A 14,744-nucleotide genomic window follows, 5' to 3' on the forward strand; every position below is an offset into this window, starting at 1 on the left:
CGCAACCCTTGCAGCGACGCAGATCGGGGTGGTAGGAGCGTTGGGACAGAAATTTCAGCTTTCCAGACAAGGACCGCGACCCATGGCAGACTTTCCCACAAGCTTCGATAAAGACGATCTGTTGAAATGCGCCCGCGGAGAGCTTTTCGGGCCGGGAAATGCGCAGTTGCCCGCGCCGCCGATGCTGATGATGGACCGGATCACGGACGTGTCCGGCGACGGCGGAGCACATGGCAAGGGCCACATCGTGGCCGAGTTCGACATCACGCCCGACCTGTGGTTTTTCGATTGCCACTTCCCCGGCAATCCCATCATGCCCGGCTGTCTGGGTCTGGACGGGCTGTGGCAGCTGACCGGTTTCAACCTTGGCTGGCGCGGCTGGCAGGGGCGCGGCTATGCGCTGGGCGTGGGCGAGGTCAAGCTGACCGGCATGGTCCGCCCCGACCGCAAGATGCTGACCTACAAGATCGACTTTACCAAGGCGATCCAGACGCGGCGGCTGACGATGGGCGTGGCGGACGGCATCGTCGAGGCGGATGGCGACGTGATTTATCAGGTCAAAGACATGAAGGTCGCGCTCAGCGAAAGCTGATCCGGGGCGCGGGCCGGTGTACCCTATTTGGTTGCGCCGAACCGTTTTGCTGTCCTAAACAGGATCGAAGGTATCAAAGGAGTGCTGCGCATGCGCCGCGTCGTCGTCACGGGACTTGGCATCGTCTCATCCATCGGGAACAACGCCGAAGAGGTCACAACCGCGCTCAAATCCGGCACCAGCGGCATCGAAGCCTCGCCGGAAATGGCGGAGCACGGGTTTCGCAGCCGCGTCGCCGGGACGCTCAAGATTGATCCGTCCGAGCATATCGACAAGCGGACCTTTCGCTTCATGGGGCCGGGTGCCGCCTATGCCTATATCGCGATGGAACAGGCGATTGCCGATGCGGGGTTGGATGACGCGACGGTATCGAACCCGCGCACGGGTCTGGTCGCGGGGTCTGGCGGGCCGTCGACATCAGCCATGCTCACCGCGCACAACGTGGTGCGCGAAACGGGTGCGACCAAGCGGATCGGCCCCTTTGCGGTGCCAAAATGCATGTCCTCGACCGTGAGCGCGAACCTGTCAACCGCCTACAAGATCAAGGGCATCAACTATTCCATCACCTCGGCCTGTTCGACATCGCTGCATTGCATCGGCAACGCGGCGGAGCAGATCATGATGGGCAAGCAGGACGTGATGTTCGCGGGCGGTGGCGAGGAACTGGACTGGACGCTGTCGTGCCTGTTTGATGCGATGGGGGCGATGAGCAGCAAGTACAACGACACGCCTGCGCAGGCCTCGCGCGCGTTCGATCAGGATCGCGATGGTTTCGTGATCTCGGGCGGCGGCGGGATGGTCGTGCTGGAGGATCTCGAACATGCGCTGGCGCGCGGTGCGAAGATCTATGCCGAAGTGACCGGATACGCCGCGACATCGGACGGGCACGACATGGTGGCGCCATCCGGCGAGGGCGGCGAGCGCGCGATGCGCCTTGCTTTGCAGACGCTGCCGGAAGGCCGCAGCGTGAGCTATATCAACGCGCACGGCACGTCGACGCCGGTGGGCGACGTCGGCGAGATCGAGGCCGTGCGCCGGGTGTTCGGGAAGGGCAGCACACCGCCGGTCAGCTCGACCAAGTCGATGACGGGCCACGCCCAAGGGGCTGCCGGCGCGCTGGAGGCGATCTTCTGCCTTCTGATGCTGCGCGACGACTTCATCGCGCCGTCGATCAATGTGGGGACGCTGGATGACCGGCTTGACCCCGAGGAGATCGCGACAACGCGCGTCGACGGAGCGGCGCTCGATTCCGTTATGACGAACTCTTTCGGGTTCGGTGGCACGAATGGGTCGATGATCCTTTCGAAATTCAAGCAGTAGGATCGGGTAGATGGCGGGATTGCTGGACGGAAAGCGCGGCCTGATCATGGGTGTCGCCAATGAACGCTCGATCGCGTGGGGCATTGCGCGCGCGATGGCTGGCGCCGGGGCGGAGCTGGCCTTTACCTATCAGGGAGAGGCGTTCGGCACCCGCCTGAAACCGCTGGCGCAAAGCGTCGGGTCGGATTTCATGGTCGATGTCGATGTGACCGACGACGCGTCGCTCGATGCCGCGTTCGAGCAACTGGGCGCGCGCTGGCCGACGATTGATTTCGTGGTGCATGCGATTGCGTTTTCCGACAAATCGGAACTGACGGGGCGTTTTCTCGATACATCGCGGGCGAACTTCAAGCACTCGCTGGATATTTCGGCCTATAGTTTCATCGAGGTCGCCCGGCGGGCGCATCCCATGATGGTCGAACAGGGCGGAACGCTGATGACGCTCACCTATCAGGGCTCGAACAAGGTGGTACCCAATTACAATGTGATGGGCGTAGCCAAGGCGGCACTGGAAAGTACCACACGGTATCTTGCGAACGATCTGGGCCCGGAAGGCATCCGGGTGAACGCGATTTCCCCGGGTCCGATGAAGACGCTCGCCGGGGCGGCGATCGGCGGGGCGCGCAAGACCTACAAGCACACCGACCAGAACGCGCCCATGCGAGCCAACGCGACGCTGGAGGCGGTCGGCGGGACGGCCGTGTATCTGGCATCGGACGCCGGGGCCTGCACCACGGGCGAGATCATACACGTTGATGGCGGCTATCATATCCTGGGGATGCCGCAGGCGGAAAACCTCTAGCCTTTTTGTATGGTTCGGGCGGTCAGGGGGGCTCTGCCCCGTCCGCGGCCTTTGGCCACGGACTCCCCGGGATATTTGCGGCCAAAAGAAAATTGCTTAGCGGATGTCGAGTTGGGGCAGGGATTTGACGACGTCGTCGACGGCTTTCATCTGGGCGAGGAATGGTGCGAGTTTGTCGAGCGGCAGGGCGCTGGGACCGTCGCAGAGGGCCTGATCCGGATCTGGATGGGCCTCGAGGAAGAGACCGGCGATGCCGACGCCGAGGCCGGCGCGGCCCAGTTCCGCAACCTGGGCGCGGCGGCCTCCTGACGCCGCGCCGCCGGGATCGCGCATTTGCAGGGCGTGGGTGACGTCGAAGATGATCGGTGCGTCATCCGAGACGTCGCGCATGGTGCGCAGGCCCAGCATGTCGACGACGAGATTGTCGTAGCCAAAACATGCGCCGCGTTCGCATAGCAGGATCCTGTCGTTGCCGCATTCGCGCAGTTTGTCGACGATGTTCTTCATCTGGGGAGGACTGATAAATTGCGGTTTTTTCACGTTGACCACGGCGCCGGTCGCGGCCACGGCGGCGATGAGATCGGTTTGTCGAGCGAGGAAGGCAGGCACCTGGAGGATGTCGCAAACTTCGGCCACCGGAGCGCATTGGGCCTCGGTGTGGATGTCTGTGAGAACCGGAACGTCGAATGTGCGTTTGATCTCGTCGAATATCATCAGGCCTTCGTCCAGTCCGGGACCGCGGTAGGATTGGATTGAGGAGCGGTTGGCCTTGTCGAAGGAGGCTTTGAAAATGTAAGGAATGCCGAGTTTTTCGCAGACCTTCACGTATTCCTCCGCGACCTGCAGTGCCAGATCGCGTGATTCCAGCACGTTCATGCCGCCGATCAGTGTCATCGGGCGGGCGTTGCCTATCGTGAGGTCGGCGACGGATACATCGGTCATTTCGGGCTCCTTTGCGCTGCGACCTATTTAGCTGGGGGTGGAGCGGGTTTCTACCGCAAAGGCGGTGTTTGCCAGAACCATACCTTGGTGCCGCCGTGGGCAATGGCGGAGCCCTGCGGTTTCCAGGGCAGGCCTGTCGCCTTCGCGAGGCCGGGTTCGCTTGTTACAAGGCCGACGCGCCAGCCCCTGAACCGGGTGAGCAGGGTCTGCCCGAGGGTCCCGTAGAGCGGATAGAGCAGTTTCTTGTTGCCGATGCGCGCGCCGTAGGGTGGGTTTACGATGACCAGGCCAGGCGGACCTTTGGGCGGCGTGAGTTCTCCGGCCGCGTGACAGGTGAACTGCGTGAAGGCGTCGACGCCGGCCCGGTCGGCGTTGGCGGCGGCCATTCGGATGGCGCCGGCGTCGCGGTCAGATCCATAAAACCGGTGTGCCGGGCATCTGGGGCCGGCCATTTGTGCCTTCAGGGCCGCGAAGGTGTCGGCGTCGTAATTTGCGAGTTTCTCGAACGCGAAGGAGCGGTTGCGACCGGGCAAAAGCCCAGCGGCGATTTCCGCCGCTTCGATGATGAAGGTGCCGGATCCGCACATCGGATCGACCACGGGTTCGTGCCCGTTATAGCCCGCAGCCCGCAGCATCAGGGAGGCCAGCGTTTCGCGCATCGGTGCCTTGCCGACCGCTTCCTTGTGGCCGCGTTTGTGAAGGCTTTCGCCGGAGGTGTCGATGCTGAACACCACTTGATTGTCGTCGATGCGGGCTTTTAGGACGAGCGCAGCAGTTGGGTCCAGCGTCATGCCGTGACTTTCGACCAGCGCCTTTTCGATCCGCTGGGTGGCCGCCCCCGCGTGATAGATCCTTGATGCTTTGGTAGTGACCTGTACCCGCAACGGCACATCGGGGCGCAGCAGGTTGCCCCACGGAAACTTGCGGCTTCGCTTGTCGAGTTGGGCCAGATGGAATGCCATAAAGCCGCCGATCCTTGCCAGCACGCGCGTGGCGCCACGCAACGCGAGGTTTGCGCGCCAAACGTCCTGCCAGCCGCCGGTCAAGACCACGCCGCCGGGAACCGGGGCGGCACCGGCAAAGCCAAGCTCGAGCGCTTCTTCGCATAGAGTTGCCTCAAGGCCGGGGACGGTGGCGAGGAAGATTTCGAAAGTTTGGGTTTGGGTCATGACATCGGCATACTGTTTGCGGACATCCGCCGCATCCCAATAGTGACGTGTCGTCTAAATTTGGCCGTGTTTGCAGCGTAAGGGACGCGCATGAAGTTTGCCCAGATTTACCGTGAGGAACGGCTGATCAGCCGCCGCAGTCGTGCGCGCAAGGCACGGCTCGCAGGTCGGATCATCGGCTTTGGTCTGATGATTGGCTTTGCCGCGGTCCTGCGCAGCGATCCCCAGCTACAGGCGGTCGTCGCCGATATCGCACTCAAGGCGATCGGGACAGATACACAGCAAGACGTTGCGGATCCGCAAGCGCAGGCGATTGCAGATCTGGGATATGTCGCGGGAAGCGGGGAGGACGAGGTGCCTGACCAGCTCGGTTTGAATGCGCAGCCAGATTTCAGCACACTCGTGGTGGCGCGTTTGCCGCAGAGCCGGGTGAAGATCAATCGCCCCGCGTTGGACTAGGGCAGGGCGCGGCGGACTGGCGTTGGTACTCGGCGTGATACCTGCCCATCTTATTGCGATGAATTGGGCGATTTCGTCCGCAGGTTTCGAAATCGATTTGTTATAGGTCGTCGAGTTTGGGCAAAGTGCAAAAAAGGTTGGCATTTTTCGTAGGGCTTTGCCGCAAACGCGAATGCCGTGCAGACGAATAGCCAGATTGGTTTTGAGAAAATGTGTGGCCCTTACCATCCTATCTCTTCTAGGAAGAACAGGTTATTCCGTTACTGAGAAACTTCTGCTTACATGTACCATTGTAATGATCGTACATGTTAAAAGGCTACATGATGCCGGCGCCAAGTAATGATCTGACGGAACACTTCCGACCTGAGTTTGATTTCCCAACGCTGTTTCCTGAGATCCCAGCCGATATCGAGGATTGGGATACAAGCTCGGTAACATTGATGAACTATACTTTTGCCGGGTATGTCGGCGGCCTCGCTGCCAATCCGTTCAATCGGGATATTGGCGGTTGGGATACCGGTAGTGTCACCAGCATGACAGGTATGTTTCTTGAAGCGGATCAGTTCAATCAAGACATTGGAGGGTGGGATACAAGCAATGTAACTAACTTCGGGGCCACGTTTCAAAACGCTGTTTCCTTTGATCAGAACATCGGAGGTTGGGATACCAGTAGCGTTAGGTTTCTAGCAGGCACTTTTCTGGGGGCCACCTCCTTCGATCAAGACGTTGGAGATTGGAATACCGAGAGTGTGACGGATTTGAGAAGCACGGTCAGAAACGCTTCTGCCTTTAATCAAGACATTGGAGCGTGGAATACCAGCAACGTTACGACGATGATGGATTTCCTCGTAGGAGCCACTTCCTTTGATCAGAGCCTTGGGAATCAGGACGTTTCTTCACTGACATCAGCAAGCGGCATGCTGAGCGGTACCAATATGAGCATTGGAAAACTTCGATGCTACTCTTGCTGGGTGGTCCGCACTTGACGTTGGAGAGGCCCAAATCCCTACTGGTATTTATCTAGGCGCAGTGGGGCTCGTGTATTCAGATATCTGGGCCCTCGAAACGCTCGAAAATGACTACAATTGGCAGATCTCCGGTGCAACGTACTATCTTGAGGGTGCCGATGGAGATCATGTCCTTGACGGTTCTAGAGATACCTCAGGCGTGACCGTCAGCGGGCTCGTCGGCGATGACACCATCATTGGCAGTGGTTTTGACGATGTGCTCTCTGGTGATCAGGGCGAAGACACAATCGAAGGGGGCCTTGGTCGTGACATAATCATTGGCGGCGGGCAGGATGACTTTCTGTACGGCGGGCAGATTGATGGGGAGACCGCATTTTTGGCGGTAATGGCAATGATTTCATACACGGCGGCCACGGAAACGACGAGCTGCGCGGTGATGCTGCGTCGGACACATTGATCGGCGGGCAGGGCGCGGATTCTTTGTACGGTGGGGAGGGTGCTGACGTAATTACGGGATCAGGGCTGAGTGACTTGATCTTTGGCGTTTACGGTGATGATTTCATTAATGGTGGGTTCGGGTCTGATCGCGTAAACGGTGGCTTGGGCGCAGATCAGTTTTTCCATACCGGTGTTGCGGGGCATGGCTCTGACTGGATTCAGGACTACTCAGCAGCGCAGGGGGATGTCTTGCAATTCGGCGGAACGGCAAGCGCCGATCAGTTTCAGATCAAATTCGGGGACACGCAGAATGCCGGTGCCGCTGGCATCGCGGAGGCGTTTGTCATCTATCGCCCCACAGGCCAGACCCTCTGGGCGCTGGTGGATGGGCAGGAGCAGGCAGAGATTAACCTGTGGATTCAGGGTGCAACGTTTGATGTGCTCGCGTGAGGTAAAACGCTGAAGAAATGTTTTTCACCGCAAAAAATTGAGATTTATCCGGGAAATCCGACCATCCCGGCTAGAACCATTGTCCCGGCTCCATCAGGCCCAGATCAAGCAACTGCCGGGAGTGCCATTCGAACGGTGCGGAGTTATGCCATCTGAACGTGTCGATTTCGTATTTACTACCCGGATTGCTTTTCAGGGCCTTGGCCGTTCGGAACGAGCAGATCGTCGCGGTGATGTTGTGGTGCCACGGGCAGGCGTAGGTATTGTATTCTTCGTCCGAGAACGTGTGGTCCTCGCGCAGGCGCAGACCTCGCTTGGCGCGGAAAAGCGAGATACGGTCGATCTTGCGACGGGCGGGGGGCACGTGTTCTTCGTAGCGCCAGCGCAGGCCCCCGAAGAAATCAAGCTGGCGCTCCTTGGGGTGGCCGTGGTTGAGCACATCGGGGCGGGCCAACGCGTAATAGCCCGAGCGGTCGAGATGTGCGGCGTCCAGGGATACCGCCTTGGGATACCTGTCGAGATCGTCGGCGTAGAGATCCACGATGTAGGTCAGCATCGCATCGCGCCGCTCTTCGGTATGAAAGGCGAGCATTTCGGTGACAGAGCGCGTTTCGCAGAACGGGAAAAAGAAGTATTCCGCGTTATAGCAATAATAGATCCACTGGCCCGGTGCCGCGTCGATCACGGCATTCACCGCGACTTGCGCCGCGTCGATGGTGGCGGTGTCAAAGTCGATGCGGTGCACGGTTTCCTGCAGATCGCGCGGCAGGTCGAAGACATCGGGCATCAGCGCCAACACCTGAAGAAACCCTGATTGCAGGTGGTGGCGCAGGGTGGTGTCCACCTCCACATCGTCCTCGACGATAACGATGGCGATCGGCCCCATGGACAGCGCCCCGGCGTTCTGTGCGATAAAGCTTTCAAGCGAGGTATGGCGCATGGGATCCTGCATCGGTTGAGTTATCCGCAGAATCGGTTAAATCGCCGTGCATTGCAAGATGGTGCGCGCGCTGATAGCTGCCGCCTCATCCCCTTTACCCGATCCGTTTGTGAGACGCCCCATGTCCGAGACCAAGACCGACGCCCCGAAAAAGCTGTTTATAAAGACTTACGGCTGTCAGATGAACGTCTATGACAGCGAGCGGATGGCCGAGAGCCTTGACGGGTATGTGCAGACGGACCGCGCTGAAGACGCGGATATGATCCTGCTGAACACATGCCACATCCGCGAGAAAGCCGCCGAAAAGGTATATTCGGAGCTGGGGCGGTTGAAACCGCTGAAAGAACTGAAGCCTGATCTCAAAATCGGCGTGACCGGATGTGTCGCACAGGCGGAAGGGGCCGAGATCATGCGCCGCCAGCCTGCCGTCGATCTGGTGGTCGGACCGCAAAGCTATCATCGGCTGCCGCAGATGGAGGCGCAGGTGCGCGCCGGTAAGCCGGCGCTGGATACGGACTTTCCCGAAGAGGATAAGTTCGCCCACCTCAAGGGACGCAGCACCGCACGACGCGCCCCTGCGGCGTTCTTGACGGTGCAGGAAGGCTGCGACAAGTTCTGTGCGTTTTGCGTCGTACCCTATACCCGGGGTGCCGAAGTGTCCCGGCCCGCCGAGCGCGTCGTGCGGGAGGCGCAGGATCTGGTGGAGCGCGGGGTGCGTGAAGTCACGCTTCTGGGCCAGAACGTCAACGCGTATCACGGCGGCATGACGCTGGCGCAGTTGATCCGCGCGCTGGCAAAGGTCGACGGGCTGGAGCGGATCCGCTATACCACCTCGCATCCCAACGACATGGACGACGACCTGATCGCGGCGCACGCGGATACGGACAAGCTGATGCCGTATCTGCACCTGCCGGTGCAGAGCGGCTCCGACAGGATGTTGAAGCGGATGAACCGTAGCCACACCGCCGAAAGCTATCTGCGCCTGATCGAGCGGATCCGCGACGTGCGCCCCGACATCATGATGTCGGGCGATTTCATCGTCGGCTTTCCCGAAGAGACCGAGGCCGATTTCCAGGCGACGCTCGATCTGGTCGAAGAGGTCAACTACGGCTACGCCTACAGCTTCAAATACTCCACCCGTCCCGGCACACCGGCGGCGGAGCGCGCCCAGGTAGACGCGGGTGAAGCCGACGAGAGATTGCAGCGGTTGCAGGCGCTGATCACCCGCCAACAGCGCGCCATCCAGGAAAGCATGGTCGGACGTGATCTGTCGGTGCTGGTCGAGAAGGCGGGCCGTGAAGCGGGTCAGATGCTGGGCAAGTCCGAATATTTGCACGCGGTCCACATAGACGACGCACGCGCACAGGTCGGGGATGTGGTACCGGTTCGGATCACCCGCGCGATGACCAACTCTCTGACCGCTGTCGAGATGTGACACCCCATACGGGAATATTGCGTTGAAGGGTGCGATCCGCGAGCGAAGGCCGTGACAAACCAACCGGAATTGGGGGCTTTCGCAAGTTCAGGCACAATATCTGGCACATTGTACTTCCCTCAGCGTAAAGATTTGCTTAACCTGATGAAATGTGGAGGATGTGCGGGCGCTTGCGGGCGGCAGAGCATCCCCGGCGGAACAAGGTAAGGAAAAGAGCTGTGCCAAACACACTTTTGAAAGCAGCGCGCGGAGCGGCAGGGGCCGCGATGATCGCGGTGCTGGCGCTTCAGGGAACGGTCGCCGACGCCCAGACCAAATCGCAGCGCGACCGCGACGGCGGCCAGTACATTCCAACCGTATGGGTCGATCCGGACGGATGCGAGCACTGGGTCATGGATGACGGTGTCGAGGGATACATGACTCCGCACACCAACCGTCAGGGTATTCCGGTCTGCCGTCGGGGGAACGTCTGCGGGGTGATGCAAAGCGACCAGTTCTTCGCCACCAACAGCGCGCGCATTTCGAAGTCGGGTCAGGGGCGGCTGCGCGAGTTCTTTCAGCAGGCGAGCGCCACAAGCTATATCATCACCGGTCATACAGACAGCCGCGCGTCGGATGCCTATAACATGCGTCTTTCGCTGAACCGTGCAAATTCGGTGGCCCGCGTGGCGCAATCGTCCGGTGCGCGCATTGCGGATGTACGCGGATATGGCGAGCGTCAGCCCGCTGCCTCCAACGGCACGGCCTCAGGCATGGCGAAGAACCGTCGCGTCGAAATCATCTGTATTCGTTAAGGATCCCGAGACATGAAAATCACCAAAATCGTGGCGCTTGTGAGTTTGGGGTCTTTTCTGGCCGCCTGCGAGGACGCGCAATTCGTCAAGAACGGGCCTGATAAGACGATGGACCGCGGCGTCGACGCCAAACACCTCAGCCAGCTTGAGGCCGGTATCTGGGTCGATCCGAACGGATGCGATCACTGGATCATTGATGATGGCGTCGAAGGCTATCTGTCGGCGCGTCTGGATAAATATGGCAAACCCGTGTGCTCTGGCGTTGCGCCACCGACGCAGACCGTCGGCGACTTCAAGAAAGGGTCGACAAGCCTTATCGGGGATCCGATCTGATCTTGACCCAGGTGCACGACATCGACAAGGGGCCGTGGTGCAATGCATCGCGGCCCTTTTTGTTTTTTCTCCCCCAGTCACTGGTATTGACGGGGCCGCAGCCTTATCTCACGCATTCAGCTGCCTAGAAGGAGCCGCTCTTGCCCTCGAACGATATTGCCACAGCGAACGACACCGCAGCGCCCGGTCAAGTGCTTGATCTGCCGGACAACCGGCTCTTGATCGATCTGTGCGGACCATTCGATCAACATCTGGCCGCCATCGAAAAGGCGCTTGAGGTGCAGATTATCCGGCGGGGCAATCAGTTGAGCCTGCACGGCGATGCTTCCGCAGTGGAGCGGGCGGCGGCGATCCTCAACGCGCTCTACGCGCGGCTGGAAAGCGGGCGCAGCGTGTCTCCGGCGGATGTGGATATGGTCCTGCGGATGGGTAACTCCGCTGCTGGCACAGGGGTGCGGACGGGAGACCAGATCGAAATGCCGATTCCACAGGGGATCGAGATCCAGACCCGCAAAAAACGCGTCGAGCCGCGCACGAATGCACAAAAGGCCTATGTCCAATCGCTGTTCGAGAATGAATTGGCGTTCGGTATCGGGCCTGCGGGCACCGGCAAGACCTATCTTGCCGTCGCCGTCGGCGTGTCGATGTTCCTGTCGGGCAAGGTGGACAAGATTATTCTCAGCCGCCCGGCCGTCGAGGCGGGAGAAAAGTTGGGCTTTCTGCCCGGCACGCAGGATGAGAAGGTCGACCCCTACATGCAGCCGCTCTACGATGCGCTGAATGATTTTCTGCCGGGCAAGCAGCTGGCCAAGCTGCGCGAGGAAAAAACGATCGAGATCGCACCGCTGGCGTTCATGCGCGGGCGCACTCTGAGCAATGCCTTCGTTGTGCTGGACGAGGCGCAGAACGCGACGACGATGCAGATGAAGATGTTTCTGACCCGTCTGGGCGAGGGATCGCGGATGGTGATCACCGGCGACCGCACACAGATCGACCTGCCGCGCGGGCAGGCGTCGGGTCTGGCGGATGCAGAGCGTCTTTTGAAATCCATTCCCAAGATCAGCTTCAATTACTTCACATCGAAAGATGTGGTGCGCCACCCGCTTGTCGCCGCGATCATCGAGGCCTACGAGGCCGAGGCCGAACGCACGCAGCACCGCAACGGTTGAGCCGCGCGGCATGGACACCTTGGATATCGTCATCGAATCCGGACCCTGGGACGCAACGCAATTTTCATGCGTGGCTGAGCAGGCCGTGAGAGCCGTGCTGTCGCACATAATACTGGACCCGGAAGAGACGGAAATTTCCGTGCTTGCGTGCGACGACGCGCGCATCGCGGCCCTCAATGCAGATTTCAGGGGCAAGGCCGTGCCTACAAATGTGCTCAGCTGGCCCGCACAGATTCTCTCGCGCCCCGGCAGCGGTGCCGCACCGGGCACACCCGCGCGCGGCTTCGACGGTTTGATCGAACTGGGCGACATCGCGCTGAGCTTCGACACCTGCGCGCGCGAGGCGGATCTTGCCGGCAAACCGATGGATGACCATCTGACCCATCTGATCGTACACGGCGTACTGCATCTTCTGGGCTACGATCATGTAGATGACGGCGATGCGGCGCTTATGGAGAAGATCGAGGTCGAAATCCTTGGCAATTTGGGCTTGGATGACCCATACACTACCACTCAGACGACCACAGGCGCACAATAGGCGCGCTCTACATTAGACAGGACCCAATGGGCGATACAGACGGACCATCTGACGCGGCGCAGAGCGCGCAGTCAAAAACCACCCCCGACACAGAGCAACAGCATGCCGAAGCGGAGCCCGTCAGAAGCGGTTTTTTCAGCCGCGTCATCGGCGCACTCAGTTCCTCCGAGCCCGAGGAAGAGCCTCAGCAATCCAGCCCCAGCACCGCCGGCATGGGCAACCTGCGCCTCATGCGGGTTGACGATGTGATGATTCCCAAGGCGGATATCATCGCGGTTTCCGTTCAGTCGACGATGGACGAACTGGTCAAGGTGTTCAAGGAAAGCGGCATGACCCGCCTGCCTGTCTACGACGGCACACTGGATACGCCCGTGGGGATCGCGCATCTCAAGGATCTGGCACTGACCCACGGGTTCAACGGCAAACCAAAGAATTTCAACCTGCAAGAAATGCTGCGACCGCTGGTTTACGTGCCGCCCAGCATGACGATCGGCGTGTTGCTGACCAAGATGCAGTCCGAGCGACGCCACATGGCACTGGTGATCGACGAATACGGCGGTGTTGACGGTCTGGTGACGATCGAGGATCTGATCGAACAGGTCATCGGCCAGATCGAGGACGAACACGACGTCGATGAGGGCAAATACTGGTCCGTCGAGAAACCGGGCCAGTATCTGGCGCTGGCCAAGACGCCGCTATCGGATTTCGAAGAGGAAGTCGGCCTGTCACTTACCGACCACGAAGACGTCGACGAAGAGGAAATCGACACCTTGGGGGGGCTGGTCTTTATGTTGTCGGGTCGGGTGCCCGCGCGCGGCGAGGTCGTGGTACATCCCGACGGGCCCGAGTTCGAGGTGATGGACGCGGATCCGCGCCGGATCAAACGTTTGCGGGTCCGGATGAACGGCGCGCAGTCGGGATGAGCCTGTCGCGACGGCTGCTGCCGGTCGTGCTTGGCGCACTGGCAGCTTTGGGGCAGGCCCCCTTCGATCTGCCGTTGGTGATGATCGCGGCGATGGCCGTGGCCATCAGCGCAAGTGCCGTGGCGCAGACGGCGTGGCGCGCAGCGGTCTTTGGCTGGTCCTTCGGGTTCGGCTATTTCGCCGTGGCGCTGCACTGGATCGTGTCCCCGTTCCTGGTCGATGCCGCGCGGCATGGCTGGATGGCTCCCTTCGCGGTGGTTCTTTTGGCCACCGGCATGGCGCTGTTCTGGGGAGCCGCGTTCTGGGGCGCGCGCAGACTGTCGCCGGGTCACTGGGGATTGCTCCTGTGCTGGCCACTGGCTGAACTGGTGCGCGCGTATATTTTCACGGGATTTCCATGGGCGTCGCCCGCACAGGCGCTGGTCGGCAGCCTTGCAGGACAGGCGCTGGCGTGGATCGGGCCGCACGGGCTGAACATGGCTGTCGTGGGGGCGGCGGTCGCGATTGCGGCCCTGGTGGGACTGCGGCGTCTGTGGATTCGCTGGATCTTTGTGGTGCCTGTGTTTGTCGTTGTGCTGTTGCCTCCGCTGGCACCTCCTGCACCGCTTACGGACAATATGGTGCGGTTGGTACAGCCGAACGCGCCACAGCACCAGAAATGGGATCCGCTGATGATCCCCGTGTTCTACGATCGCCAGCTTGAATACACTGCCGCGCCCGTCGTAGCGGGCCAGCAGGCACCTGACGCTATTCTCTGGCCCGAAACGGCCATTCCATGGAGCCTCGAGCGCGCGGATGGGGTTCTGGAGGAAATTAGCGCGGCGGCGGGTGGCAAGACCGTCGTGATGGGTGTCCAACGCAGTGACAAGCTTAGCTATTACAATTCGCTCGTCGTTCTGGGGCCGCAGGGCGACGTCACACAGACCTATGACAAGCACCATCTGGTGCCGTTCGGCGAGTACATCCCGTTCGGGGATCTGGCCGCGCGTTTCGGGATCACCAGCTTTGCGCCCAGCCTCGGCAACGGCTTTTCCAGCGGTCCGGGGGCGCGTTTGCTGGATCTCGGGCCGCTGGGGCGGGCTTTGCCGCTGATCTGCTACGAGGCGGTGTTTGCGCAGGATCTCAACGCCGCACCGGCACGCGCGGATTTCATCATCCACGCGACGAACGATGCTTGGTTCGGCACCTACGCCGGTCCGCAACAGCATCTGGCGCAATCGCGTATGCGGGCGATTGAGCAGGGATTGCCGGTGGCGCGGGTGGCCAATACCGGAATATCGGCGATGATCGACCCGTGGGGGCGGAGTGTCACGCAGATCGGGCTGGGGCAGGCGGGCTATGTCGATGCGCTTGTACCAGAGCCGCGGGCAGCAACGTTCTATGGTGTCACCGGCGATTTACCTTTGGCGCTGATCCTGCTTGCGAGCACCATCGGTGCCGCGCTGTCGCGCCGCATCCGGGGCCGGAAATAG

At 60.7% G+C, this 14,744-nt stretch carries 17 protein-coding genes; 14 read left to right on the plus strand and 3 right to left on the minus strand.

Features of this window, described 5'->3' with window-relative positions; all coding sequences use genetic code 11:
* The first annotated feature begins 82 nt into the window (after positions 1–82).
* The 3 genes from fabA (at position 83) to Q1A06_RS12570 (ending at position 2,714) form a co-directional block, all read left to right on the plus strand.
* Entirely contained in the window at positions 83–592 is a 510-nt protein-coding gene (gene fabA, locus Q1A06_RS12560; RefSeq protein ID WP_299563956.1) for a bifunctional 3-hydroxydecanoyl-ACP dehydratase/trans-2-decenoyl-ACP isomerase, read from the plus strand.
* 90 nt (positions 593–682) lie between these two features.
* Entirely contained in the window at positions 683–1,912 is a 1,230-nt protein-coding gene (fabB, locus tag Q1A06_RS12565; protein WP_299563959.1) for a beta-ketoacyl-ACP synthase I, read from the plus strand.
* 10 nt (positions 1,913–1,922) lie between these two features.
* The gene (locus Q1A06_RS12570; RefSeq protein WP_299563962.1) at positions 1,923–2,714 is read left to right on the plus strand and encodes an enoyl-ACP reductase; all 792 of its coding nucleotides are present in this window, start codon (positions 1,923–1,925) and stop codon (positions 2,712–2,714) included.
* A 96-nt stretch (positions 2,715–2,810) separates the two neighbouring features.
* Here Q1A06_RS12570 and kdsA read toward each other — a convergent pair whose 3' ends face one another.
* Complete coding sequence (gene kdsA / locus Q1A06_RS12575) at positions 2,811–3,656, minus strand: 3-deoxy-8-phosphooctulonate synthase (protein ID WP_299563965.1); 846 nt, start codon at positions 3,654–3,656, stop codon at positions 2,811–2,813.
* Positions 3,657–3,706: 50 nt separating this feature from the next.
* Positions 3,707–4,825, minus strand: a complete 1,119-nt coding sequence (locus Q1A06_RS12580; RefSeq protein WP_299563967.1) for a class I SAM-dependent RNA methyltransferase — start codon at positions 4,823–4,825, stop codon at positions 3,707–3,709.
* 90 nt (positions 4,826–4,915) lie between these two features.
* On the opposite strand from Q1A06_RS12580, the gene Q1A06_RS12585 reads away from it, so the two are divergent.
* The 4 genes from Q1A06_RS12585 to Q1A06_RS12600 all read left to right on the plus strand — a co-directional run bounded on the left by Q1A06_RS12585 (position 4,916) and on the right by Q1A06_RS12600 (position 7,140).
* A complete protein-coding gene (locus Q1A06_RS12585) occupies positions 4,916–5,284 on the plus strand; it encodes a hypothetical protein (RefSeq protein ID WP_299563970.1) in 369 nt (122 codons plus the stop codon).
* A gap of 305 nt (positions 5,285–5,589) precedes the next feature.
* Positions 5,590–6,270 carry a BspA family leucine-rich repeat surface protein gene (locus tag Q1A06_RS12590; RefSeq protein WP_299563972.1) on the plus strand — a complete coding sequence of 227 codons (681 nt, stop codon included), beginning with the start codon at positions 5,590–5,592 and terminating at the stop codon, positions 6,268–6,270.
* Positions 6,227–6,709 (plus strand): hypothetical protein, encoded by a 483-nt coding sequence (locus tag Q1A06_RS12595; protein WP_299563975.1) that lies wholly within the window; start codon positions 6,227–6,229, stop codon positions 6,707–6,709. Before Q1A06_RS12590 ends, Q1A06_RS12595 begins: the two co-directional genes overlap by 44 nt.
* A complete protein-coding gene (locus tag Q1A06_RS12600) occupies positions 6,652–7,140 on the plus strand; it encodes a calcium-binding protein (RefSeq protein ID WP_299564268.1) in 489 nt (162 codons plus the stop codon). Before Q1A06_RS12595 ends, Q1A06_RS12600 begins: the two co-directional genes overlap by 58 nt.
* Before the next feature lie 70 nt (positions 7,141–7,210).
* On the opposite strand, the gene Q1A06_RS12605 is transcribed toward Q1A06_RS12600, so the two are convergent.
* Positions 7,211–8,080 (minus strand): hypothetical protein, encoded by an 870-nt coding sequence (locus tag Q1A06_RS12605; protein WP_299564271.1) that lies wholly within the window; start codon positions 8,078–8,080, stop codon positions 7,211–7,213.
* Positions 8,081–8,201: 121 nt separating this feature from the next.
* Between Q1A06_RS12605 and miaB the strand changes: the two genes are divergently transcribed.
* The 7 genes from miaB (at position 8,202) to lnt (ending at position 14,744) form a co-directional block, all read left to right on the plus strand.
* Positions 8,202–9,515, plus strand: coding sequence for a tRNA (N6-isopentenyl adenosine(37)-C2)-methylthiotransferase MiaB (gene miaB / locus Q1A06_RS12610; RefSeq protein WP_299563978.1), 1,314 nt, complete (start codon positions 8,202–8,204; stop codon positions 9,513–9,515).
* Positions 9,516–9,781: 266 nt separating this feature from the next.
* Positions 9,782–10,309, plus strand: a complete 528-nt coding sequence (locus Q1A06_RS12615; protein WP_299564274.1) for an OmpA family protein — start codon at positions 9,782–9,784, stop codon at positions 10,307–10,309.
* Positions 10,310–10,321: 12 nt separating this feature from the next.
* Positions 10,322–10,642 carry a hypothetical protein gene (locus Q1A06_RS12620; protein WP_299563980.1) on the plus strand — a complete coding sequence of 107 codons (321 nt, stop codon included), beginning with the start codon at positions 10,322–10,324 and terminating at the stop codon, positions 10,640–10,642.
* Positions 10,643–10,782: 140 nt separating this feature from the next.
* On the plus strand, positions 10,783–11,811 hold the full coding sequence (locus Q1A06_RS12625) for a PhoH family protein (protein WP_299563983.1): 1,029 nt from the start codon (positions 10,783–10,785) through the stop codon (positions 11,809–11,811).
* 10 nt (positions 11,812–11,821) lie between these two features.
* Positions 11,822–12,349, plus strand: coding sequence for an rRNA maturation RNase YbeY (gene ybeY / locus Q1A06_RS12630; RefSeq protein ID WP_299563986.1), 528 nt, complete (start codon positions 11,822–11,824; stop codon positions 12,347–12,349).
* A gap of 26 nt (positions 12,350–12,375) precedes the next feature.
* Positions 12,376–13,272: a hemolysin family protein gene (locus tag Q1A06_RS12635; protein ID WP_299563989.1), complete on the plus strand. Its 897-nt coding sequence runs from the start codon at positions 12,376–12,378 to the stop codon at positions 13,270–13,272.
* Positions 13,269–14,744: an apolipoprotein N-acyltransferase gene (gene lnt, locus Q1A06_RS12640; protein ID WP_299563992.1), complete on the plus strand. Its 1,476-nt coding sequence runs from the start codon at positions 13,269–13,271 to the stop codon at positions 14,742–14,744. Before Q1A06_RS12635 ends, lnt begins: the two co-directional genes overlap by 4 nt.

Origin of the sequence: uncultured Sulfitobacter sp., from assembly GCF_947497275.1 — a bacterium.
Classification (GTDB): domain Bacteria; phylum Pseudomonadota; class Alphaproteobacteria; order Rhodobacterales; family Rhodobacteraceae; genus Sulfitobacter.

Coding starts and splice junctions, on each gene's coding strand:
- fabA (WP_299563956.1), top strand. CDS start 83: ATGGCAGACTTTCCCACAAGCTTCGATAAAGACGATCTGTTGAAATGC.
- fabB (WP_299563959.1), top strand. CDS start 683: ATGCGCCGCGTCGTCGTCACGGGACTTGGCATCGTCTCATCCATCGGG.
- Q1A06_RS12570 (WP_299563962.1), top strand. CDS start 1,923: ATGGCGGGATTGCTGGACGGAAAGCGCGGCCTGATCATGGGTGTCGCC.
- kdsA (WP_299563965.1), bottom strand. CDS start 3,656: ATGACCGATGTATCCGTCGCCGACCTCACGATAGGCAACGCCCGCCCG.
- Q1A06_RS12580 (WP_299563967.1), bottom strand. CDS start 4,825: ATGACCCAAACCCAAACTTTCGAAATCTTCCTCGCCACCGTCCCCGGC.
- Q1A06_RS12585 (WP_299563970.1), top strand. CDS start 4,916: ATGAAGTTTGCCCAGATTTACCGTGAGGAACGGCTGATCAGCCGCCGC.
- Q1A06_RS12590 (WP_299563972.1), top strand. CDS start 5,590: ATGTTAAAAGGCTACATGATGCCGGCGCCAAGTAATGATCTGACGGAA.
- Q1A06_RS12605 (WP_299564271.1), bottom strand. CDS start 8,080: ATGCGCCATACCTCGCTTGAAAGCTTTATCGCACAGAACGCCGGGGCG.
- miaB (WP_299563978.1), top strand. CDS start 8,202: ATGTCCGAGACCAAGACCGACGCCCCGAAAAAGCTGTTTATAAAGACT.
- Q1A06_RS12615 (WP_299564274.1), top strand. CDS start 9,782: ATGATCGCGGTGCTGGCGCTTCAGGGAACGGTCGCCGACGCCCAGACC.
- Q1A06_RS12620 (WP_299563980.1), top strand. CDS start 10,322: ATGAAAATCACCAAAATCGTGGCGCTTGTGAGTTTGGGGTCTTTTCTG.
- ybeY (WP_299563986.1), top strand. CDS start 11,822: ATGGACACCTTGGATATCGTCATCGAATCCGGACCCTGGGACGCAACG.
- Q1A06_RS12635 (WP_299563989.1), top strand. CDS start 12,376: ATGGGCGATACAGACGGACCATCTGACGCGGCGCAGAGCGCGCAGTCA.
- lnt (WP_299563992.1), top strand. CDS start 13,269: ATGAGCCTGTCGCGACGGCTGCTGCCGGTCGTGCTTGGCGCACTGGCA.